The following is a 20390-nucleotide window of genomic DNA, read 5'->3' on the forward strand; positions in this document are numbered from 1 at the left end:
CGGCCACTTGCTCTCTTGCCCCGCCATCAGACCCATCAGGTATCCTTGCACCCATGTGGCTTCAGAAATCAGCCGGCATCCTTCTGCGGACGGTGGCCGCCGCCGGTGTCCATGTCGGCTCGGCATGGCGCGTCGCCTACTGCCGGCTGCGGGACGACGGCGTCACGATCGGGCGGAAGGTCCATCTGGCCAGGGGCGCGTCCCTGCGCTGCTCGGACGGCGGCACGATGGTGCTGCACGACGGCGTCTCGATCGGCGAAAACAGCCTTGTTCTCGTTAAGGGCGGGCGGCTGGAGATCGGCCGCGGCAGTAGCCTTGGCCGTGGCGGCACTCTCTGTGCGCTGGAAAGCGTCGTCATCGGCAGCGGCTGCCTGTTGGCCGAATACGTGACCGTTCGCGACCAGGACCACCTCTTTGCGGGCAGCGAGGGCCTGCGGCCGGGCTTTGCTACGACCCCCGTCCGGATCGGCGACCGGGTCTGGCTGGGCGCCAAGTCGACCGTGACGAGAGGCGTCGAGATCGGCGACGGCTGCGTCGTCGGGGCGAATGCCGTGGTGACGCGAAGCCTTGCCCAGAATTCTCTGGCTGTCGGATGCCCAGCGCGGGTGTTGCGCAGCCTTGACCGCAGCGTGCCGGAGATCGTCGGATGAGGCTGGCGATCCTCCTTCCCGATCTTCACGGGGGCGGGGCGGAGCGGGCGATGATCGAACTTGCCCGGGCGCTTCGCCGGGAAGGGGACGCTGTTGACTTCGTCCTGATGCGCGATGCCGGCGACCTGCGCGGCGAGGCGGCTGGATTGGGCGAGGTGGCGGTGCTGGGGGCGGACAAGATCCGCCATGTCGTCGCCCCCTTGCGCGACTGGCTCGGCCAGGCGCGCCCCGATGCGGTGATCGCGAACATCTGGCCTCTAACCAGCATGGCCGTGGTCGCCAGGCTGGGCGCGGCCCACCGCCCCCGCCTGATCCTCGTCGATCACAACCCGCTTTCGCTCCAGTATGGCAGTCGGGGCAGGCGGCATCGTCTGGCCCTTCGCGCCAGCCTGGCGGCGACCTACCGGCTCGCCGATGCCCGCGTGGCGGTATCGGCAGGGGTGGCCGGCGATCTTGCCACTCTTTCGGGCATCGACCGGAGCCATTTCGAGGTGATCCACAACCCGGTCGTCGCGCCTGCCGCCAGCACAGCCGCGACGACGGATGCCGCGGAGAAGGCATGGGGCTGCGGCGCCGGCCGTCGCCTCCTCTCGGTCGGCTCGTTCAAGCCGCAGAAGAACCAGGCGCTGCTGCTGGAGGCGCTTGCCCGCATGCCCGCGGCTCAGCGTCCCGTGCTGATGTTGCTCGGCGAGGGGGAACGCCGCGAGGCTCTCGCGGCGCAGGCCGAAGCACTCGGGATCGCGTCCTTCGTTCGAATGCCGGGCTTCTGCGATCCTGCGCCTTTCTACCGAACGGCGGATGCGCTCGCTCTGTCTTCCGACTACGAAGGTTTTGGCAACGTCATCGTCGAGGCGCTCGCCTGCGGGCTGCCGGTGGTCGCGACGGATTGTCCTCACGGTCCGCGCGAGATCCTCGGCGCCAATTGCTTCGGTCGGCTCGTGCCGATGGGCGATGCCGCCGCTCTGGCCACAGCGCTGGGCAGCGTGCTTGCCGCTCCGATCGATTCTGACCGCCTCCGACGCCGGGCCGCGAATTTTGCCCCGGCCGTGGCGGCGAAAGCCTATCGGCGGCTTTTCCGCCCGGGGCAGCTCCCGCTCTGTCCCCGCACCAACAAGGGTCTGCCGACGTGATCGAAAAATTGAAGACGGCGGTCTGGTTCGCCGGGCGGCCGACGCACTGGTTGCAGGCGGCCGAGCTCGGCCTGCGCAAGCTCCGACCCGACCGCGACGGCCCGGACCATGCCCGTGAGGCCCGTCTCTGGGCGGTGGAACGGGCGGTCTCGGTGCCCTTTGCCCTGCGGGCGATCGGCCTCGATGGCCCCGTGCCGGTGTTGGACCGCGCGATCCGGGCCGAGGGGGAGGCTTTGGCCGCGCACTCGGCGGTGGTCATGGGCGGTCCTGCCGATCTCGATCTCCTGTATGCCGCCGTCCGCCTCAGCAATGCCTACTCGGTGATCGAGACGGGAGTCGCCTATGGCTGGTCGAGCCTCGCCATTCTGGCGGCGCTGGAAGGGCGCGAGGGGGCGCATCTGGTCAGCGTCGACATGCCCTATCCCAAGATGAACAACGACGATTTCGTCGGCATCGTCGTGCCGGACCGATTTCGGAAAAACTGGGAGCTCGTGCGCCAGCCGGATCGCAACGGCCTCAAGAGCGCCCTGTCGCTCGTCGGCGGCAGCATCGATCTCTGCCATTTCGATTCCGACAAATCCTACTACGGACGCCAGTTCGCCTATCCGCTGCTCTGGGATGCGTTGTCGCCCGGCGGAATCTTCATCTCCGATGATATCCAGGACAACCTGGCCTTCCAGGAGTTCGTCGAAGCGAAGGGCGCCCCCTTCGCGGTGACGGAATCGGCCGGCAAGCATGTCGGCCTGGTCCGCAAGCCATGAACCGCTCCGAGCCCTTCGCCGGTTTGGACGCCGACGTTTCCCCTCTCGAAGGGCAGGGGGAGGCCCATCGGCCTGCGGATCGACAGGACGGGGCGCCGGTGGATGCCGGCGCTCCGGCCGTGGGCCGAACGTACACCTTCCTGCCGGTCGCCGAGTGCAACATGTGCCGGCAGCCCGCTCCCTTCGACGTTCTCGGCCTGCGCCTCGACCGGTCGCAGGGAACACGCCCCCGCGGGCTGACGGGCATTGCCACCACGGTCTGCCGCTGCCGCGCCTGCGGTCTCGTCTTCTGCAATCCGCAGCCCATGCCCCAGTCCATCGAGGCGCATTACGGCATTCCGCCGGAAAGCTACTGGAATACGGTCGAATACGACCCGCAACCAGGCTATTTCCAGCGCCAGATCGATGCGGCCAAGGAGCTTCTGCCGTTTCGCACGGGCATGAGGGCACTGGACATCGGCCTTGGTCTTGGCAAGGCCGCCCGCGCGATGCGCGCGTCAGGCTTCGAAGTCGAGGGCTTCGAGCCCTCGCCGCCCTTCTACGCCAAGGCCGTGGAACTGCTGGGCGGCAGTGCTGAAGGTTTCCAGCTGGCCAGCATCGAGACCGCGGAGTTCGCGCCGCAATCGTTCGATTTCGTGACCTTCGGCGCGGTCCTCGAACACCTGTTCGATCCCGACGCGGCGCTGGCCAAGGCCATGCTCTGGCTGCGCCCCGGCGGAATCGTGCACGCGGAAATCCCCAATCGGAACCACCTGGTATCGCGTCTCCTCAACGCCTACTACCGGCTGATCGGCACGAATTTCGTCACCAACACCTCGCCGATGCACGTGCCGTTCCATCTCTACGAATTCGACATCCAATCCTTCGTGCACAATGGCAGGGCGCAGGGTTACGAGGTCGCGAGCAGCTGGGTCGACACCGGTTCGATCTTCCACGTGCCCCCTGTTCTTCACCCCGTGCTCAGGGCGTTGATGGCGCGAAGCGATACGGGGCTGCAGCTCACGGTCTTCCTGCGCAAGCACGAGACGTGATCATGGGCCGTGTCCTCTACGTGTCCTACGATGGAATGCTGGAACCGCTCGGTCAGAGCCAGGTGCTCGGCTACCTCGAACCGCTCGCCGCCACCCACGCGATCCACCTCGTCTCGTTCGAGAAGGCGCGGGATCGCCGCGACCCGGTGCGCATGCAGGCGATGCGCGACCGGCTGGCGGCCACCGGCGTGCGCTGGACGCCGCTGCGCTATCACAAGTCGCCGTCGGCATTGGCGACCGCCTTCGACATCGCCGTCGGCCAAATCGTCGTCCTCGCTCTGGCGCTGCGCCATCGCAGCCAGATCCTGCACGCGCGGTCCTATGTTCCGGCCCTGATCGCGATGCCCGCAGCCCGCCTGACCGGAGCGAGATTTCTGTTCGATATCCGGGGGTTCTGGGCCGACGAGCGGGTCGACGGCGATCTCTGGCCACGGGGCGGCACGCTTTATCGCATCGCCAAGCGGTTGGAGCGCCGGTTCTTTCGCGCTGCCGATCACGTCGTGACGCTGACCGAGGCGTCCGCCCGGTTGATCGAAAGGTTCGATTATCTGGCGGACCATCCTCCGGCGTTGACGGTGATCCCGACCTGCGCCGATCTCGGTCGCTTCGTTCCGGCGGCAACCCCGCCGACGGGGCCGTTCACGTTCGGCTATGTCGGCCAGTTCGGAACCTGGTACTTGTTGGACGAGGCCCTGTCTCTGTTCGGGGCGATCCTACGACAAAAGCCCGATGCCCGGATGCTGGTCATCAACCGTCACGAGCACGCGGCGATCCATGCCGCAGCCGAGCGCGCCGGCATCCCGCTCGACCGCCTGGAACTGCGGGGCGCAGAGCACCGCGACGTGCCGGCTCAAATTGTCCGCATGCACGCTGCGTCCGCGCTGATCCGGCCCTGCTACTCCAAGCTTTCATCGTCGCCGACGAAGCTTGCGGAATATCTGGGATGCGGCGTGCCCTGTGTCGGCAATATCGGCGTCGGCGATGTCGAGGCGATCCTGGCCGACAACGCCGTCGGCGTCGTGATGCGGGGATTTTCCGAGAGCGATATGGACAGGGCGGCGACCGCCATCATCGATCTCGCCGCCGACGCGGGAACGGCGTCGCGATGTCGCGGGACAGCGGAGCGTCTGTTCTCGCTCGATGACGGCATCACTCAGTACGCGTCGATCTACCAGCGCCTGAAGGCACGAGGGTACGGGGAAGCGGCGCAGGAGGCGTGATCCCTCTTGGCCGATCCCGGCATCCCGGGCCACTTCAATAGCGAAAGAACCATGGCCAATCTCCACCAAGAGACCGTCGCCTCCTTCGGCGACGAATGGGCGCGCTTCGACCAGAAGGCGCTTGGCGCCGGTGAATGGGCGGCGATCTTCGACACCTATTTCGGCATCTTTCCCTGGCACGACCTGCCGGGTGACGCCGAGGGGTTCGACATGGGCTGCGGCTCCGGCCGCTGGGCGCGGGGCGTGGCCCCGATGGTCGGACGCCTGCACTGCATCGATCCTTCGGCCCAGGCGCTCGGCGTTGCGCGGTGCAATCTGGCCGGCGTCGACAACGCCGTCTTCCACCAGGCCGGCGTCGACGACGTGCCGCTGGCACCCGAAAGCCAGGATTTCGGTTATTCGCTGGGTGTCTTGCATCACATCCCGGATACGGCCGCCGCGCTGGCCGCCTGCACCGCGCTGCTGAAGCCGGGCGCGCCGTTTCTGGTCTACCTCTACTACCGCTTCGACAACCGCCCCGCCTGGTTCCGCGGCCTGTGGCAGGCGAGCGAAACGCTGCGCGGCCTGGTCAGCCGCCTCCCGGGCCGGCTGAAGCCTGTCGTGACGGATGCCGTCGCCGCCACCGTCTACTGGCCGCTGGCGCGCGGCGCGCTTCTGGCGGAACGCTGCGGCTTCGATCCCGCTTCCCTGCCGCTGTCCTACTACCGGGACCGGAGCTTCTACACCATGCGCACCGACAGCCGTGACCGTTTCGGCACGCCGCTGGAGCAGCGTTTCAACAAGGCGGAGATCGCCGCGATGATGCAGGGCGCCGGCCTCGAACATATCCGCTTCTCCGACCGCGAGCCGTTCTGGGTCGCCTGCGGCACCAAGATCGGCGGCCGAGACGCGGCCGTCCTCGGCGCCGGCGGCGAGGCGGGGCGATGAGGACGAAGTCGATCCTCGTGATCTGCCCGTTTCCCGAAGGCATCGCGCCGGCGCAGCGGCTGAAATACGAGCAGTATATCGAGCTCTGGCGCGCCGCCGGCGCCACGGTCGACGTCTCGCCCTTCATGGACATGGACCTCTTCGCCGTCGTCTGGAAGAAGGGGCACTATAGCGCCAAGATCTGGGGAACGCTGAAAGGCTATGCGCGGCGCCTGCGCGACGTCTTCCGGATCCGCCGCTACGACACCGTCTACCTCTTCCTCTGGGTGACGCCGATCGGCACGACGCTCTGGGAGCGGCTGTTCCGGGCGCTCAGCCGCCGTCTCGTCTACGACATCGACGACAACGTCCATCTCGGCCAGAGCCTTGAGACGACGCACAACCCGAACCCGTTCCTGCGCTTCCTGAAGAACCCGGGCAAGCCGTTGTTCCTGATGCGTGAAGCCGACTATGTCGTCGCCAGTTCGCCCTTTCTCGAGGCGGATGCGCGGGCGATCAACCGGCATGGACGAGCGCTCTACATCACCTCCTCGGTCGACACCGATCACTTCCGGCCGCGGGTGCAGCGCCCGTACAATGCCAAGGTCGTCGTCGGCTGGACCGGCACCTTCTCCAGCCGGCCCTTCCTGGACATGATCGCGCCGATGCTGGCCGAGCTCTCCCGGCGGCGGGACTTCGAGTTCCGCATCGTCGGCAATTTCGACTACGCCATGGACGGCGTCGACCTGAAGGTGGTGCAGTTCTCCAAGGCCACCGAGATCGCCGATCTCGACGCCTTCGACATCGGCATCTACCCGCTGCCGGACGACCCCTGGGTCTATGGCAAGAGCGGGTTGAAGGCGATCGTCTACATGGCGATGGGCCTGCCGGTCGTCGCCTCGCATGTCGGCACGACGCCGCTTCTCTTCGAGCATGGCGATATCGGGTCGATGGTGAAGACCGACGCCGAATGGCTCGACGCCCTCACCGCCCTCATCGACGACGCCGAGGCCCGCCAGCGCAAGGGCGCCAACGCGCGCGCTGTCGCGGTCGCGCACTATTCGCGCGACGCCGTCGCGGCGACCTACCAGGCAATCCTCGACGCGGATTGACCGGCTTTCGGCCCGGGCTCCGGGTCCATCAGGAGACATTCATGGGCGCACAGCCTGCAAAGGCCTCCGTCGTCGTCACCGGCGGCGCGGGGTTCATCGGCAGCCATTGCTGCAAGGCGCTGGCCGCGGCCGGCTATACGCCGGTGACCTTCGACAATCTCTCGACAGGCCATCGCCAGTTCGTGAAGTTCGGGCCGTTCGAGGAAGGCGACGTGCGCGACACCGCCCGGCTTGCCGAGGTCCTGCGGACCTGGCAGCCGGTCGCCGTCCTGCATTTCGCCGCCGCCGCCTATGTCGGCGAGTCCGTGACCGACCCGGCCAAATACTATTCCAACAATGTCGAGGGCATGGTGTCGCTGCTGGCCGCCATGGAGGAGGCCGGCATCAGGGATCTCATCTTCTCCAGCTCCTGCGCCACCTACGGCATTCCAGCCCTGCTGCCGATCGACGAGACGACGGCGCAGGCGCCAATCAACCCCTATGGCCGCACCAAGCTGATCGGCGAGATGATGCTGCGCGACTACGCGGCGGCCGGAAAGATCCGCTACGGCATCCTGCGCTATTTCAACGCCTGCGGCGCCGATCCGGACGGCGAACTCTTCGAGTGGCACGAGCCGGAGACCCACCTCCTGCCGCGCATGCTGATGGCCGCGACCGGCATGATCGACCTCCTGGAAATCTTCGGTACCGACTACGACACCGCCGACGGCACCTGCGTGCGCGACTACATCCATGTGGGCGACCTCGCGCGCGGGCACATCCTGGCGCTGCAGTTCCTCCTGCGAACGCAGGAGAGCGAGGCGTTCAATCTCGGTCTCGGCCGGGGCCATTCGATCCTCGATATGCTGGGTGCCTGCGAGCGCGTCGTCGGCGTCCGGCCGCCGCACGTGTTTCGCGACCGCCGTCCCGGCGATCCGCCCGCGCTCGTCGCCGATGCCGCCAAGGCGAAGCGGATGCTGGGCTTCGAACCCGAAATCACCGACCTCGAGGCGATCGTGCGGACGGCCCTCATGTCCCTGCGCTCCGTCCAGAAAACCCTCCTGTCAGGATCTGCCCGATGAAACGCGTTCTGGTCACCGGCGGCAGCGGCTTCCTCGGCTCGCATCTGTGCGAGCGCCTGCTCGACGCCGGCAACGAGGTCCTGTGCGTCGACAATTTCTTCACCGGACGCCGGGCCAACATCCACGCTTTGCTCGACCGCAAGAACTTCGAGCTGATGCGGCACGACGTGACGTTTCCGCTCTATGTCGAGGTCGATGAGATCTACAATCTCGCCTGTCCCGCCTCGCCGATCCACTATCAGTTCGATCCGGTGCAGACGACGAAGACGAGCGTCATCGGCGCGATCAACATGCTGGGCCTGGCCCGCCGCACCAAGGCGAAGATTTTTCAGGCCTCGACCTCGGAAGTCTACGGGGATCCGGAAGTGCATCCGCAGGTCGAGGGCTATTGGGGCCGGGTCAATCCGATCGGCATCAGGTCGTGCTACGACGAGGGCAAGCGCTGCGCCGAGACGCTGTTCATGGACTATCACCGCCAGCACCACATGAAGGTCAAGATCGCCCGGATCTTCAACACCTATGGGCCGAAGATGGCGCTCGACGACGGCCGCGTCGTCTCGAACTTCATCGTTCAGGCGCTGCGCAACGAGCCGATCACCATCTATGGCGAGGGCCTGCAGACGCGCTCCTTCTGCCATGTCGACGATCTGATCTCGGGCTTCCTCGCTCTGATGGGCTCGGGCGACGACGTCATCGGGCCGGTCAATCTCGGCAATCCCGGGGAGTTCACCATCCTGGAACTCGCCGAAACCATCATCGCGCTGACCGGTTCGCGCTCGGCGCTGATCCGGCGGCCTCTGCCGCAGGACGATCCGACCCAGCGCCAGCCCGACATCACCCTGGCGCGCGACCTTCTCGACTGGCAGCCCGAGATCGCCCTCGAGGAAGGCCTGACGCTCACCATTCCGTATTTCGAGCAGATGCTGACGGAAGCGATGGCGTCCTAGGAGGAACGGGGAGATGTGCGGGATTGCGGGCTACTGGGCCGCCGGAGGGCTGCCGGGCGCCGACGGCGCCGAGGCGGTGCTGTCGCGCATGGCGCTGGCGCTCGGCCATCGCGGACCGGATGGCGAGGGCGTCTGGTCAGACGAGGGCGCCGGCATCGGCCTCGCTCATCGGCGCCTGGCCGTCATCGACCTGTCGGCCGCCGGGGCGCAGCCCATGCAGAACGCGTCCGGCGTCCTCGTCTTCAACGGCGAGATCTATAACCACCTGCAGCTGCGCGAACGGCTTCGCGGCGAGGGCCGGGCCCCGGCTTGGCGCGGCCATTCCGACACCGAGACGCTTCTGGCCGCGATCGAGGCCTGGGGCATGGCCGAAGCGCTCGCCCGCGCCGACGGGATGTTCGCCTTCGCCCACTTTGATCGCGCCACGCGGCGCCTGACCCTGGCCCGCGACCGGATGGGCGAAAAGCCGCTGTATTACGGTCGCTGCGGCACGACCCTGTTGTTTGCGTCCGAACTCAAGGCCCTGCGCGCCTTTCCGGGATTTCGGCCGGCGATCGACCGGCGGGCGGCGATGGCCTATCTGCAACTGGGCTATGTCCCGCATCCCCTGTCCATCTACAGCAACATCGGCAAGTTGACGCCGGGCACGTCGGTCACCTTCGAGACCGCCGACGCGCAGCCCGTACCCGTTCCCTACTGGTCGCTGGAGGCGGTGATCGCCGCCGGACGAAGCCAGCCCTTCCCAGGCGATCATGCCGCAGCCACCGCGGCTCTCGACGGCCTCCTCGGTGACGTCGTTGAAGAGCAGATGCTGTCCGACGTGCCGCTCGGCGCCTTCCTGTCCGGCGGCATCGATTCGTCGGTGGTGACGGCGATGATGCAGAGCCGGTCGGCGAACCGGGTCCGCACCTTCGCCATCGGTTTCGAGGACAAGCGCTTCGACGAATCGGGCCATGCCGCCGCCGTCGCGGCCCGGCTCGGCACCCGGCACACGACCCTCGTGGTGACCGAGCGGGACGTCCTCGATCTCGTCGGCACGCTACCGCAAATCTACGACGAGCCGCTCGCGGCCGCCTCGGGCCTGCCGACGATCCTGTTGTCGCGCCTGGCCGCGGGGGAGGTCGCGGTCGTCCTGTCGGGCGACGGTGGCGACGAACTGTTCGGCGGCTACAACCGGCACGTCTTCGCCCCGCGGATCTGGCGACAGCTCGGTTGGATGCCGCGCCCCTTGCGCGCGGCCGCGATGGACATGGCCGGTGCGGGCCTCGGCTTCCTCTCCGGCCGCCACGGCGGCGACCGGCTGCTCTCGGCGCTCGGGCTGCCGGCGAGCATGGCCGAACGGTTGCGGCCCCTGGCCGGCGTGCTCGGGCGGGCCGAAAGCTTTGCCGGCTTCTACGCCGGCCTCGTGCGGATCTGGCCGCCCGAATTCGCGCTGCCGCTGGAGGGCGAGGAACCGGCCGGGGTTCTCGCCGCGGGCGAGCGCTTTGCCGAGCTCGGCACGACGGGGGAGCGGATGATGGCGCTGGACGCCGCGACCTATCTCACCGACGAGGTCATGGCCAAGGTCGACCGTGCCGCGATGAGCGCCTCGCTCGAGACACGCGCCCCGCTGCTCGACCGGCGGATCGTCGAATTTGCCTGGCGGCTCTCCTCGGCCGACCGTTTCGGTCCGGGCGGCGGCAAGCGGGTGCTGAGATCGGTGCTCTACGGCCGCGTCCCGGCCGCGCTCGTCGACCGTCCGAAACAGGGCTTCACGGTCCCCGTCGGCGCTTGGCTGCGCGGTCCCTTGCGCGACTGGGGCGAGTCCCTGCTGGAGGAGGTCTTTCTCGACGATTACGGGCTCGGCTCGCACAAGGTGGCGATGCGACTCTGGGATGCGCATCAGGCAAGGCAAGTCGATGCCGGTCCCGCTTTGTGGAGCCTGCTGCAACTTCTCGCCTGGCTGAAGGTCCAGGGCGCGTGAACGCCTCGTGTGTGCAAAGTGCTGCGGCGTCGGGCCGGGCCCGGCTCGACGCATGACGCTGTTCTGGAGCCTCTACGTCATCGCGGCCCTGCCGGCCCTGTTCGAGAAGACGCAAGCGCAGCGACGGGCCTGGCACCCCGTGCTCTGGCTGATGCCGGTGTTTTTCGTGGTCATGGCCTTCCGCGAAGCCGGGGGCGACTACAGCCGCTACCTCTACCTCTTCACCATCGTCGAGTTCATGCCCTTCGGAGAGGCCATCGGCATGGCCGAGCCGCTCTATGCGCTGGTGAACTTCGTGTCCGCCGGCCTCGGTCTCGGCATGGCCGGGGTCAATGCGGTCTGTGCCGTCGTCTTCCTCTATGGCCTCTACCGCCTGGCGATCGACGAACCCCGGCCGCTTCTCGTCGTCGCCCTGGCCGTGCCGTACCTGATCATCGTGGTGGCGATTGGCTATACGCGCCAGGGCACGGCGATCGGGCTCTTTATGCTCGCTCTGACGCAGCTGCGCCGCGACAGGCCGGTGCGCTACCTCCTGCTGATCTTCCTGGCGGCGGGCTTTCACACCTCGGCCCTGATTGCGCTGCCGCTGGCCTATTTCGGCGTTCGCCGGCGCCCAGGCATCCTCAACCTGGTGCAGAAGGTCGGCGCGATCGGGGCCAGCATCGGCTTCTCCCTCACCATCGCGTCCGACCGCCTCTCGGACTATTCGCAGTTCTACCTGGAAAGCAACCGCTACGTCTCGCAGGGCGCCTTGATCCGCAGCCTCCTGACGGCGGCCGCCGGGCTGATCTTCTTCGTCGTGCGCCGCAGCTGGAGCCGCAGCTTCGGCGACACCCATGTCTGGAACGTCCTGGCGCTGACGAGCCTGGCGGCCGTTCCCCTGTCGCTCGTCCAGAGCACGGCCACGGATCGCGTCGGACTGTTTCTTTTGCCCTTCCAGATCCTCGTCTTCGAGCGGCTGACGGTAATGCCGGCCAGCCGGCAGGTCCGGCAGCTGCTGGTTGCGGCGGTGCTGGCGATCTATGCCCTCAACCTTCTCGTCTGGCTGCATTTCGGCGAATTCGCCACGGTGCTGTGGCTGCCTTTCAAGAACACCGTGCTCGGCACCTTTCCATGACCGCGGCCGACCGGGCCGCTCCAAGCGGGGGCGCCGACACCTATCCCGCGGCCGCGCTCGATGACGTGCGCAACCCGGCCTTCGCCTCCTTTCTCGACATGGCGCGCTGGATGGCGGCGGTGATTGTCCTTCTCGGCCATCTGCGCGATCCGTTGTTTCTGGGTTATGGCGCCGTGGCGGCGGCGGACCGCACCGTCCCCGTCATGATCTGGTATTTCGTCACCGGCTGGTTCGGCGAAGCGGTGATCGTGTTCTTCGTCCTGTCCGGTTACCTCGTCGGCGGCCTCTCGCTCGGCAAGATGCAGGGGCAGCGCTTCGATCTTCGCGCCTATGCCATCGATCGCTTTACCCGGCTGTACCTGCCGTTCCTGCCGGCCGTCCTGTTGACGGTGTTGCTCGACGCCGTCGGCGGATCCGCCTTCGCGGCGGCCGGCCTCTACGACGGCACCCAACCGATGCTGGCCGAAAAACTGCGGTTCGGACCCTTGGTCGCCCTGGCGACACCGGAAAACTTTGCCGGCACGCTCGCCATGCTGCAGCATTTTGTGCTGCCCCCCTATGGCAGCAACCAGCCGCTGTGGACCATCGCCGCCGAGTTCTGGTTCTACGTCGTCTTCGGCTGCGCGGCCTGGCTCACAGCCAGGGGCAGGGCGGGCGGCCGGGTCTTGCCCCTCGTCGTCCTCATCGCCGTCTTCCTCCTCCTCGGATCCCGCTTTCCCTATTATCTCGGCCTCTGGACGATCGGGATGGCATCCGCCCTCATTCCCTGGCGCTGGCTGGAACGGCCGCTTCCGGCCCTGGCGCTGTTTCTCGCCGTGCTCGTGGCGGCCCGGCTGAACGTCGCCCTGCTGCAGCAAGGAACGTTCGCCCTGCCGATCCGCGACTATGGCGTCGCGCTGGCCTTCGCCTGGCTGCTGGTGTCGATGCGCGGGCTCCGCAGCCCGCTGCTGCAGCGGATGGCCGGGTTCAACCGCGTCGTCGCGGGCTTTTCGTTCAGCCTCTATCTCGTGCATTTCCCGCTGCTTCTGTTCCTGCTCGGCGCTCTCCATCGCACCGGCTGGTTTCCCGGGATCGCCACCGGCTACGCGCCGACCGACCCGCAGGGCCTTCTGGCCTACGCCCTGGTGGCCGCCGCGAGCCTGGTCTTCGCATGGGTGTTCGCGCAGGCGACCGAAGCGCGCACGCACAGCGCCCGAACCTGGCTGAAGACGAGACTTCGCTAGCCCGGGTCGCCGGGGAACAAGGCCGCCGCGATGCGACCCTGCCGGCGGGCATCCTGCGCCACCCGTCAACAACACGCGCCGCTGTCGGCGGCAACGAGGAGGGATGGCCATCCAATCCCCACCCAAGATCCTGATCTCGATCAACACCTCCTGGAACGTCTACAATTTCCGGTCGGGCCTGGTGCAGGCGCTGGTGGCGGCGGGATACGAGGTGGTCGTCGCCGCGCCGGAGGACGGCCACTCGGCGCGTCTGGCGGATCTGGGCTGCCGATACATCGCCCTGCCGATGGACAACCAGGGCACGTCGCCGCGCAGCGACATCAGGCTCTATCGCAACTATCGCCGCCTGATGCGGGCCGAGAAGCCCGACTGCTTTCTCGGCTGGACGATCAAGCCCAACATCTATGGAACGCTGGCCGCCCAAAGCCTCGGCATTCCGGCCATCAACAACATTTCCGGTCTCGGCACCGCCTTCATCCGCGGCGGCTGGCTGAGCCGCCTGGCCAAGAGCCTTTACCGCCTGGCCCTCCGACGCTCGGCCACGGTGTTCTTCCAGAACCGCGACGACCGCGCCCTCTTCGTCGACCAGAAGCTCGTGCAGAGGGAGCGGACGGCCCTCTTGCCGGGGTCGGGAATCGACCTGACGCGCTTTTCGGCGGCGCCGATGAACGGGCGGCCGGCGGCCGACCTCTGCTTTCTTCTGATCGGCCGCATCCTCTGGGACAAGGGCCTGGCGGAGTTCGTGGCGGCGGCGCGCCAGGTGCGGGCCCGGCATCCGAAGGTCCGGTTCCAGATTCTCGGCTTCCTCGACGCGGCCAATCAGACCGCGGTGCCGCGCAGCGAAGTCGATCGCTGGGTGGCGGAGGAGGGCATCGACTATCTCGGCACCACGGACGACGTGCGGCCCTTCATCGCCGACGCCGACTGTATCGTCCTTCCGTCCTATCGCGAGGGAACGCCGCGCACGCTGCTCGAAGCCGCCGCCCTCGGACGCCCGCTGATCGCTACCGATGTTCCCGGCTGCCGCGAGGTCGTCGACAACGGCAGCAACGGGTTGCTCTGCGCCGTCCGCGACGCCGAAGACTTGGCGCGGTGCATGCTGGAGATGATCGCGGCCTCGCCCGCCGAGCGCGCCGAGATGGGGGCCTTCAGCCGCAGCAAGGTGGAGCGCGAGTTCGACGAGCAGATCGTCATCGACCGCTACCTCGCGGCCATCCGCCTCGCTTTGCCATCGCCGCCGTAAGAATCCATCGTCACGGCCGCATGGGCGTTGCCGAGGGCGTTCCGGAATCGGGGCGCGGTATGCCCCGGTCTCCCCCGCCGCGCGTGGCGAAGAGTAAGATGCCGGGCCAGAGCAGGGTGTCGACGATATCCTTGGCGGTCTCTGGCCAGTTCACATGGCCCGTCCAGGAGATCCAGTCCCGCGCGTCCAGACCCTCGTTGGCCAATTCAAGGGCGGCGGTGACGAGAAAGGCCAGCGCGACGGGATGCCGGCGCCGGCGCAGAAGCAGCGTGCACGAGAGGAAGATCGCCAGGCCGACGTGCCCGTGCATGCTGTCGTGCGGGGTCGTCAACAGAAGGGCGACCGCGTCCTTCAACCCATACCATGTCATGCCCTGCGTCCCCGGCCGGCGACCGAACCCTGCCCTTGCGGGAAGCGCTCTCGCCGCAGGGCGGAACCCTTTGATCGCGGTCGCATTGGTCGAGCGACCTCTCCGGCGTTTCGGGCGCGACTGGAAAACAGATAGCTGCTCATTGGCTACTTCTTCATTCGGATCATTGAGCAACTTGTTGTGGCGATTTAGAAATATTGCCAGAAGAAGTTATTATTGACATACTTCCTGGGCATTTCGGTGCGAAATTCTTTTGACGATGAGCGTAATTGAGGCTGGGCGAATGACCAATGCTATGCACAGGCGTTTCGGCAGGCTTCTCGGTGGCGCCGTCGGGGCCCTTCTGGCGCTGTCGCCGCAGGCCGCCTCGGCAGCGGCGTGTCTCAGCGGAACTGCGGCCATGGGCCCGGAGGCAATCGCGGGGTTCAGGGCGGAGCCATCGACCTTGCTGTCGAGGAACCCTCTCGGGGGGCAGGCGCTGGCCAACGAGGTCCGGTCGCTGGTCGCGTCCGATCTCGGGACCGCCGATGCCGTCATCGCGCTGGCGGTGGCCGCACCGCCGGAGGTCCAGAGCGCCATCGGGCGCGGCCTGGCCTCGGCGGCGAAGGCCTGCGTGACCGAGTTTCCCGAACTCGCTTCGCTTCTGCAGGAGAAGGTCGCCGCCTCCGAGATGCCGCAGATGCAGGCATCCTTCGCCGTCGCGAGCGAGGATGTGGCGACGGCGGCACTGGAGGACCTTGCGCCTGCCCTGCCGGCAGATGCGAGTGTCCTCGGCGAAGGCGCCCTTCCAATCGGCAGTGACGCCACTGTCATCGGCAGCGACGCGGTCGGCGGCGGCAGTGAAACGGAGTCGACAGCGGGAACCGGCGACGTCGCCATGGCGGCCTCCGGGCCGATCGCCAATCCCGCGGCCGCGAGCGGCGGTCTCGGCGATGGGACGAGCTTCCTCTCCGGCCTTTCCGGTTCCGGCTCTTCCAACGATGATGACAATGACAACAGCGACGGCGCGCCCCTCAGCCCCACGCGCTGAGGCGTAATTCCGGACGGTGGCTTGCCGCCGCCGGACAAGATCATGCGCGTGCCTTTGATGCGGGCGGCGCGGCGAGTAAATCCTCGTCGTGCCGCCCCAGCGCCTTGCCAGACGAGCGTTCTCCCAATTCGGCGATCGGCCCCGGTTTCGTCCGTCGGCGCGTTGCGTACTGAATGGTTTTCCCAATGCTGCACTCCCAGGGGACGCTCGTCGCGGACCACAGGCCGGCCAACGCCGGCAGCGATATCGAGGTCGACAAGATCCTGGCGGCGATACGGCGTCGGATCTGGACCGTCCTTCTGCTCGCTCTCGTCGGTTTGGCGCTGGGCGTGGCCTACCTCGCCACCGCGGTGCCGCTCTACACCTCCTCGACGCAGCTCCTCATCGACACGCGGGAAGCGCGCAGCGCCCAGGAGTCCGCTTTGGTGACGGACATGGTCTTCGATGCCTCCGTCGTCGAAAGCGAAGTCGAGGTGCTGAAATCGCAGAAGATCGCCGAGGCGGTGGTCGACCGTCTCGGTCTGCTCGACAACCCGGTTTTCACCAGCCGTGAAGGCAGCCTCGTCGCGCAGGGTGTCGCTCTGACGCGCCGGCTCGTCGACAGGCTGGTCGATCTCGTCGCGGCACCCGCCGTCGAGGGGGCCGATCTCCTGGCGGTGGCGGAACGGCCGGAGGCGAGCAAGCGGGCCGCCGGCGCCAAACTGCGCGCCCATCTCGGTGTCGAGCGCGTGCAGCGGACGCAGGTGCTGGACATCAGCTACACCTCGCCCGATCGGGCGTTGGCGGCGCAGATCGCCAATGCCTATGCCGAGGCCTACATCACCGACAAGCTCGACGCCAAGTTCGAGGCCACGCGGCGGGCCGGGGAGTGGCTGCAGCAGCGGATCGTCGAGGCCGAGCAGCAGTCGCGGGCCGCCGATCTCGCCGTCCAGAACTTCCGGCGCCAGAACAACATGATGTCGGCCAGCGGCGAGCTCTTGTCGGACCAGCAATTGACCGGCGTGAACGCCGAGCTGATCACCGCACGATCCGAAGCCGGGCAGGCCGCCGCCCGCTACGAGCGGATCCGCTCGATCATCGACAACAAGCAGACCGATGCGGCGGTCTCGGAAGCGCTGCAGAGCGGTATCATTTCCGACCTCAGAACCCGCTATCTCGACGCCTCCAAGCGCTATCAGGAGATCGTCGCGCGGCTCGGGCCGGCCCATGCCCAGGGGGTGAAACTGCGCGGCGAGATGGCCCAGTACGAGCGGCTGATCTTCGAGGAGCTGAAGCGGATCGCCCAGGTCTACAAGAGCAATCTGGAAGTCGCCGGCAGCCGCGTCGACGCGCTCTCGCGCGAAGTCGATCGGCTGGCCGGCATGACCGCCTCGGCCACGCAGTCGCAGTCGGCGCTGCGCGATCTCGAGCGGCAGGCGACGATCTTTCGCGGCCTGCACGAGTCGCTTCTGGCCCGCTACGAGGAGACGGCGCAGCGCAGTTCCTTTCCGATCACCGAGGCGCGGGTGATCACCTCCGCCGCGGCGGGCATGCAGACCTATCCCCGCTCGCTCGTCGCTCTGGCGCTTTCCACCGTCCTCGGCGCGATGCTCGGCGGAGCGCTGGGCGTCGTCGGGGAGCTCCGCGACCGCGTGTTCCGCACGGGCGAACAGGTCCGGGAGGAACTCGGCGTCGAGTTCATCGGCATGCTGAACCTGCTGCGGCCCGTCCGGCAAAAGCGGTCGCCCGGCCCGCTCGCCGACGGGGCCGAGGCGCCGGGCGCGGCGGTGATCGCCAACCAGGATCCCGTTCTGCGCCACACGATCGACGCGCCGCTGTCGAGTTTTGCCGAAACCCTGCGCGCCACCAAGGTCGCCTGCGACCTGGTGCTCGGGACCAAGAAGACGAAACTGGTCGGCATCGTCTCCATGCTGCCGCGCGAGGGCAAGACGACGGTTTCCAAGAATCTCGCCTCGCTGGTGTCGAGCGGCGAGACGCGCACGCTTCTGGTGGACGCCGACCTTCGCAATCCCGGCCTGTCGCGCGGCACCGTCAAGGGGCGCGAGGGCGGCCTGCTGGACGTTCTGCACGGCCATTGCGGCTGGCGCGACGCGCTCGTCGTCGAAGAAAGTACCGGGCTGTCGATCCTGCCGACCTTTCCGTCGCGGTCGATTTCGCACACCGCCGATCTCCTGACCTCGCCGCGCATGCGGGCGTTGCTGGCCGAGGCGGGCGAGGAGTTCGACTACATTTTCGTCGATCTGCCGCCGCTCGGCGCCGTCGTCGACGCCCGTGCCTTGGCGCCGCTTCTGGATGCGCTGGTCTTCGTGGTCGAGTGGGGCCATACCGACCGCAAGCTGGTCCGCACCGCCTTCGACAACGACAGGCGCCTGCGCGAAATGTGCGTCGGTGTCGTGTTCAACAAGGTCGACCCGAAGAAGATGCGTCTCTACGACAGCTATCACTCCTCCGCCTACTATGGCGAGGACTATGCCAGCTATCGCAGCTAGACTGCGGGTGTCCGGACGGCCGACCCTGGAACCCTCGGATCGACGCCTTACCGAGAACGGGTTCCGATTTCCCGATAACAGCCGGAGCCCGAAGGGATGCGAATGCGCGCGGCACGTCTGGGGCTGATCCTGATTTCCCTCGGCTGCGCCTTTCTGTGCATCCGCCTGTTCGTCGAGGAGCGGGGCGGGGCGGGCGTTGCCGCGGCGGTCACCAGCCTGCGGGAAGACCCGGCCCGTTGGCGAAAGGAGGCGGCCACGCTGCAGCGCTTTCTGGAGGCGACACCGGTTCAGCCTGCCTGCCTAGGCCAGCGCGACCGCGACCTGCTGACCCTCGCTCTGGCGCGGGTCGACCTGATCGGCGACTTCGGCGAGGTGGCGACGAAGCGGTCGGCGCTCCAGCGGGCAGGCGCGGCCGCGCGCCACCTTCTCGGCTGTTCGCCTACGGACGGCCGGGCCTGGCTGGACCATGCGGTCCTCACGGCCCGGCTGCAGGGTCGTCCCGCGGCGGCCTATCCGGGCGTTGTCCTGTCCTCCTGGTTCGCGCCGCACGACGCCGCGCCCCTGAAGGCGCGCATTCGCTATGCCACCTGGCTCGCGGGCCAGTCGGTCGGCGAAGCGGTTCCCCTCCTGGAAGCCGATCTCCTCGTCTTCCTCAACTGGGCGAGCCTCGACGACATCAGGGCGATGCTGGCGGACGAGGGGCCGGAGCTCCGACCCTTCCTGCGCGGCATTCCGGTTTCGGGTGCCGATCCCGCGCGGCTGTCGCTGGTGAACGGCGCCCGCGGCGGCTGAGCCGTCCGCCCGCCTGCGACCAGCCTCTGCCGAAGCGCTAGTTTCTGACCGTGCTGACCGTGGAGGTGACGGGGGCGGTGATGTTGTCGAGCATCTTCATCGCCTTCGACAGTTCCACCGCGTCGGCGTTCGAGACGTAGAGCACGTCGCCCGGCTGCATGAAGAAGCGCTGCGCCAGGAAATAGATTTCCGGCCGGCGGAAGTTCGCCTGGTAGATCGTCGGGATCTTCGCGGTCGAGGACTTTTCGCCAGAGCGCGAGAGATGGGACACGTCGACGCCCATCTGCTGCAGCACCGCGACGTCCTCCATGCGGTAGACGAAGACGGCGCCCGGATCGGCGCGATCGTCGAGCAGACCGCCGGCGAGCCCGACCGCATCGACCAGACTCAGCTTCTCCTGCCCGAAGGGGAAGCGGCCGACCTGCCCGGAGGCGCCGAACCCCTGGAAGACCTTCGCCTCGCTGTAGACATAGAGCGTGTCGCCCGGCGCGACGTAGATGTTTTCCTTCGGATCCTTGACCAGCGTGTTGAAGCTGACGGTGCGGGCCTTGCCGCCGCGCTGCAGGGTGACGAAGGAATCGTAGGCCTCTCCCTTCAGGCCGCCGGCCCGTGCGATCATGTCGAGGACGGTGTCGCCGCCGGGCCGGACGATCATCGCATTGGGGTTGTTGACGCTGCCGACGACCGAGGCGTTGGCGGCCTGCTGGTTGACGACCGACAGGGTAACCTGCGGCTCGATGGCGCGGTCGACAAGACGGGAGACGATGTCGGCCTCGATGTCGGACTGCGAGCGTCCGACAGCCTTGACCGCGCCGGCATAGGGCACGGTGATGAAGCCGCTGCGGCCGATCGTCTGCGCCGGAAAGGTGACGAAGTTGCCGGGGCGGCTGCCCGCCTCGGCCGGAATGAAGAGCCCGCCGGACTGGGATTCGTAGACCGTGATCTGGATGACGTCGCCGACGCCGAGCGTGATCTCCGGCGCCCCGCCGCGCCCGCCGCCAAAACCCTTGAAGACGTCCTTGCCGCGGTTGCTGCCGACGAATTCCAGGATCTTGTCGGAAATGTTGACCAGGGCGTAGCCGTAAGCGACGCGGGGCGAGGCGATGGTCAGCGACGCCTCGCGGCGGATCGTGCGGTCGTCCGGGCCATCCTTGGGCAAGGCGGCGCATCCGCTGAGCAAGGCCAGCGACAGCATTCCCGGGGCCAGTTTGCTCAGCATGCGCATGGTCGACGTCTCCCGGCACCGGATGTCGGCAACGACCATGCCGCCGCGTTGCGTCGGCCTTCAGGCCCAGACGATGCTATTTCTCCGGATTTTAGCATCTTGGAAGAAAAATAGGCATCA

General features: G+C 67.5%; 18 protein-coding genes. 16 read left to right on the top strand and 2 right to left on the bottom strand.

What is annotated here, in order from left to right; genetic code table 11:
• Nucleotides 1–53: 53 nt before the first annotated feature.
• The 13 genes from IEX88_RS19170 (at nucleotide 54) to IEX88_RS19230 (ending at nucleotide 14364) form a co-directional block, all read left to right on the top strand.
• Entirely contained in the window at nucleotides 54–650 is a 597-nt protein-coding gene (locus IEX88_RS19170; RefSeq protein WP_210319300.1) for an acyltransferase, read from the top strand.
• The gene (locus IEX88_RS19175) at nucleotides 647–1780 is read left to right on the top strand and encodes a glycosyltransferase (RefSeq protein WP_188853810.1); all 1134 of its coding nucleotides are present in this window, start codon (nucleotides 647–649) and stop codon (nucleotides 1778–1780) included. The genes IEX88_RS19170 and IEX88_RS19175 overlap by 4 nt, the downstream gene beginning before the upstream one ends.
• The gene (locus IEX88_RS19180; RefSeq protein WP_188853812.1) at nucleotides 1777–2541 is read left to right on the top strand and encodes an O-methyltransferase; all 765 of its coding nucleotides are present in this window, start codon (nucleotides 1777–1779) and stop codon (nucleotides 2539–2541) included. The genes IEX88_RS19175 and IEX88_RS19180 overlap by 4 nt, the downstream gene beginning before the upstream one ends.
• Nucleotides 2542–2660: 119 nt before the next feature.
• Complete coding sequence (locus tag IEX88_RS19185) at nucleotides 2661–3572, top strand: class I SAM-dependent methyltransferase (protein ID WP_244640362.1); 912 nt, start codon at nucleotides 2661–2663, stop codon at nucleotides 3570–3572.
• Nucleotides 3573–3574: 2 nt separating this feature from the next.
• Nucleotides 3575–4792: a glycosyltransferase gene (locus IEX88_RS19190; RefSeq protein ID WP_188853816.1), complete on the top strand. Its 1218-nt coding sequence runs from the start codon at nucleotides 3575–3577 to the stop codon at nucleotides 4790–4792.
• Between the two features lie 51 nt (nucleotides 4793–4843).
• Entirely contained in the window at nucleotides 4844–5719 is an 876-nt protein-coding gene (locus tag IEX88_RS19195; protein ID WP_188853818.1) for a class I SAM-dependent methyltransferase, read from the top strand.
• Nucleotides 5716–6810: a glycosyltransferase family 4 protein gene (locus tag IEX88_RS19200; RefSeq protein WP_188853820.1), complete on the top strand. Its 1095-nt coding sequence runs from the start codon at nucleotides 5716–5718 to the stop codon at nucleotides 6808–6810. The genes IEX88_RS19195 and IEX88_RS19200 overlap by 4 nt, the downstream gene beginning before the upstream one ends.
• Before the next feature lie 41 nt (nucleotides 6811–6851).
• Nucleotides 6852–7871, top strand: a complete 1020-nt coding sequence (galE, locus tag IEX88_RS19205; RefSeq protein ID WP_188853822.1) for a UDP-glucose 4-epimerase GalE — start codon at nucleotides 6852–6854, stop codon at nucleotides 7869–7871.
• A complete protein-coding gene (locus IEX88_RS19210; protein WP_188853823.1) occupies nucleotides 7868–8818 on the top strand; it encodes a UDP-glucuronic acid decarboxylase family protein in 951 nt (316 codons plus the stop codon). Before galE ends, IEX88_RS19210 begins: the two co-directional genes overlap by 4 nt.
• A gap of 13 nt (nucleotides 8819–8831) precedes the next feature.
• A complete protein-coding gene (asnB, locus tag IEX88_RS19215; protein ID WP_188853825.1) occupies nucleotides 8832–10781 on the top strand; it encodes an asparagine synthase (glutamine-hydrolyzing) in 1950 nt (649 codons plus the stop codon).
• A gap of 52 nt (nucleotides 10782–10833) precedes the next feature.
• Entirely contained in the window at nucleotides 10834–11898 is a 1065-nt protein-coding gene (locus tag IEX88_RS19220; RefSeq protein WP_188853827.1) for an EpsG family protein, read from the top strand.
• Nucleotides 11895–13121 carry an acyltransferase family protein gene (locus tag IEX88_RS19225; protein ID WP_188853829.1) on the top strand — a complete coding sequence of 409 codons (1227 nt, stop codon included), beginning with the start codon at nucleotides 11895–11897 and terminating at the stop codon, nucleotides 13119–13121. Before IEX88_RS19220 ends, IEX88_RS19225 begins: the two co-directional genes overlap by 4 nt.
• A 103-nt stretch (nucleotides 13122–13224) precedes the next feature.
• On the top strand, nucleotides 13225–14364 hold the full coding sequence (locus IEX88_RS19230) for a glycosyltransferase family 4 protein (RefSeq protein ID WP_188853831.1): 1140 nt from the start codon (nucleotides 13225–13227) through the stop codon (nucleotides 14362–14364).
• Nucleotides 14365–14374: 10 nt separating this feature from the next.
• On the opposite strand, the gene IEX88_RS19235 is transcribed toward IEX88_RS19230, so the two are convergent.
• The gene (locus IEX88_RS19235) at nucleotides 14375–14734 is read right to left on the bottom strand and encodes a hypothetical protein (protein WP_188853833.1); all 360 of its coding nucleotides are present in this window, start codon (nucleotides 14732–14734) and stop codon (nucleotides 14375–14377) included.
• A gap of 283 nt (nucleotides 14735–15017) precedes the next feature.
• On the opposite strand from IEX88_RS19235, the gene IEX88_RS19240 reads away from it, so the two are divergent.
• The 3 genes from IEX88_RS19240 to IEX88_RS19250 all read left to right on the top strand — a co-directional run bounded on the left by IEX88_RS19240 (nucleotide 15018) and on the right by IEX88_RS19250 (nucleotide 19045).
• The gene (locus IEX88_RS19240; RefSeq protein WP_188853835.1) at nucleotides 15018–15764 is read left to right on the top strand and encodes a hypothetical protein; all 747 of its coding nucleotides are present in this window, start codon (nucleotides 15018–15020) and stop codon (nucleotides 15762–15764) included.
• A gap of 185 nt (nucleotides 15765–15949) precedes the next feature.
• Nucleotides 15950–18253, top strand: coding sequence for a Wzz/FepE/Etk N-terminal domain-containing protein (locus IEX88_RS19245; protein WP_188853837.1), 2304 nt, complete (start codon nucleotides 15950–15952; stop codon nucleotides 18251–18253).
• Nucleotides 18254–18355: 102 nt separating this feature from the next.
• A complete protein-coding gene (locus tag IEX88_RS19250; RefSeq protein WP_188853839.1) occupies nucleotides 18356–19045 on the top strand; it encodes a hypothetical protein in 690 nt (229 codons plus the stop codon).
• Nucleotides 19046–19082: 37 nt separating this feature from the next.
• On the opposite strand, the gene IEX88_RS19255 is transcribed toward IEX88_RS19250, so the two are convergent.
• Nucleotides 19083–20270, bottom strand: coding sequence for a polysaccharide biosynthesis/export family protein (locus IEX88_RS19255; protein WP_188853841.1), 1188 nt, complete (start codon nucleotides 20268–20270; stop codon nucleotides 19083–19085).
• Between the last annotated feature and the right edge of the window lie 120 nt (nucleotides 20271–20390).

It is taken from the genome of Aureimonas glaciei, from assembly GCF_014643375.1.
In the GTDB taxonomy this organism is placed as follows: domain Bacteria; phylum Pseudomonadota; class Alphaproteobacteria; order Rhizobiales; family Rhizobiaceae; genus Plantimonas; species Plantimonas glaciei.

Coding starts and splice junctions, on each gene's coding strand:
- galE (WP_188853822.1), top strand. CDS start 6,852: ATGGGCGCACAGCCTGCAAAGGCCTCCGTCGTCGTCACCGGCGGCGCG.
- IEX88_RS19190 (WP_188853816.1), top strand. CDS start 3,575: ATGGGCCGTGTCCTCTACGTGTCCTACGATGGAATGCTGGAACCGCTC.
- IEX88_RS19225 (WP_188853829.1), top strand. CDS start 11,895: ATGACCGCGGCCGACCGGGCCGCTCCAAGCGGGGGCGCCGACACCTAT.
- IEX88_RS19255 (WP_188853841.1), bottom strand. CDS start 20,270: ATGCGCATGCTGAGCAAACTGGCCCCGGGAATGCTGTCGCTGGCCTTG.
- IEX88_RS19245 (WP_188853837.1), top strand. CDS start 15,950: ATGCTGCACTCCCAGGGGACGCTCGTCGCGGACCACAGGCCGGCCAAC.
- IEX88_RS19250 (WP_188853839.1), top strand. CDS start 18,356: ATGCGCGCGGCACGTCTGGGGCTGATCCTGATTTCCCTCGGCTGCGCC.
- IEX88_RS19195 (WP_188853818.1), top strand. CDS start 4,844: ATGGCCAATCTCCACCAAGAGACCGTCGCCTCCTTCGGCGACGAATGG.
- IEX88_RS19210 (WP_188853823.1), top strand. CDS start 7,868: ATGAAACGCGTTCTGGTCACCGGCGGCAGCGGCTTCCTCGGCTCGCAT.
- IEX88_RS19200 (WP_188853820.1), top strand. CDS start 5,716: ATGAGGACGAAGTCGATCCTCGTGATCTGCCCGTTTCCCGAAGGCATC.
- IEX88_RS19175 (WP_188853810.1), top strand. CDS start 647: ATGAGGCTGGCGATCCTCCTTCCCGATCTTCACGGGGGCGGGGCGGAG.
- asnB (WP_188853825.1), top strand. CDS start 8,832: ATGTGCGGGATTGCGGGCTACTGGGCCGCCGGAGGGCTGCCGGGCGCC.
- IEX88_RS19170 (WP_210319300.1), top strand. CDS start 54: ATGTGGCTTCAGAAATCAGCCGGCATCCTTCTGCGGACGGTGGCCGCC.
- IEX88_RS19235 (WP_188853833.1), bottom strand. CDS start 14,734: ATGACATGGTATGGGTTGAAGGACGCGGTCGCCCTTCTGTTGACGACC.
- IEX88_RS19220 (WP_188853827.1), top strand. CDS start 10,834: ATGACGCTGTTCTGGAGCCTCTACGTCATCGCGGCCCTGCCGGCCCTG.
- IEX88_RS19240 (WP_188853835.1), top strand. CDS start 15,018: ATGACCAATGCTATGCACAGGCGTTTCGGCAGGCTTCTCGGTGGCGCC.
- IEX88_RS19230 (WP_188853831.1), top strand. CDS start 13,225: ATGGCCATCCAATCCCCACCCAAGATCCTGATCTCGATCAACACCTCC.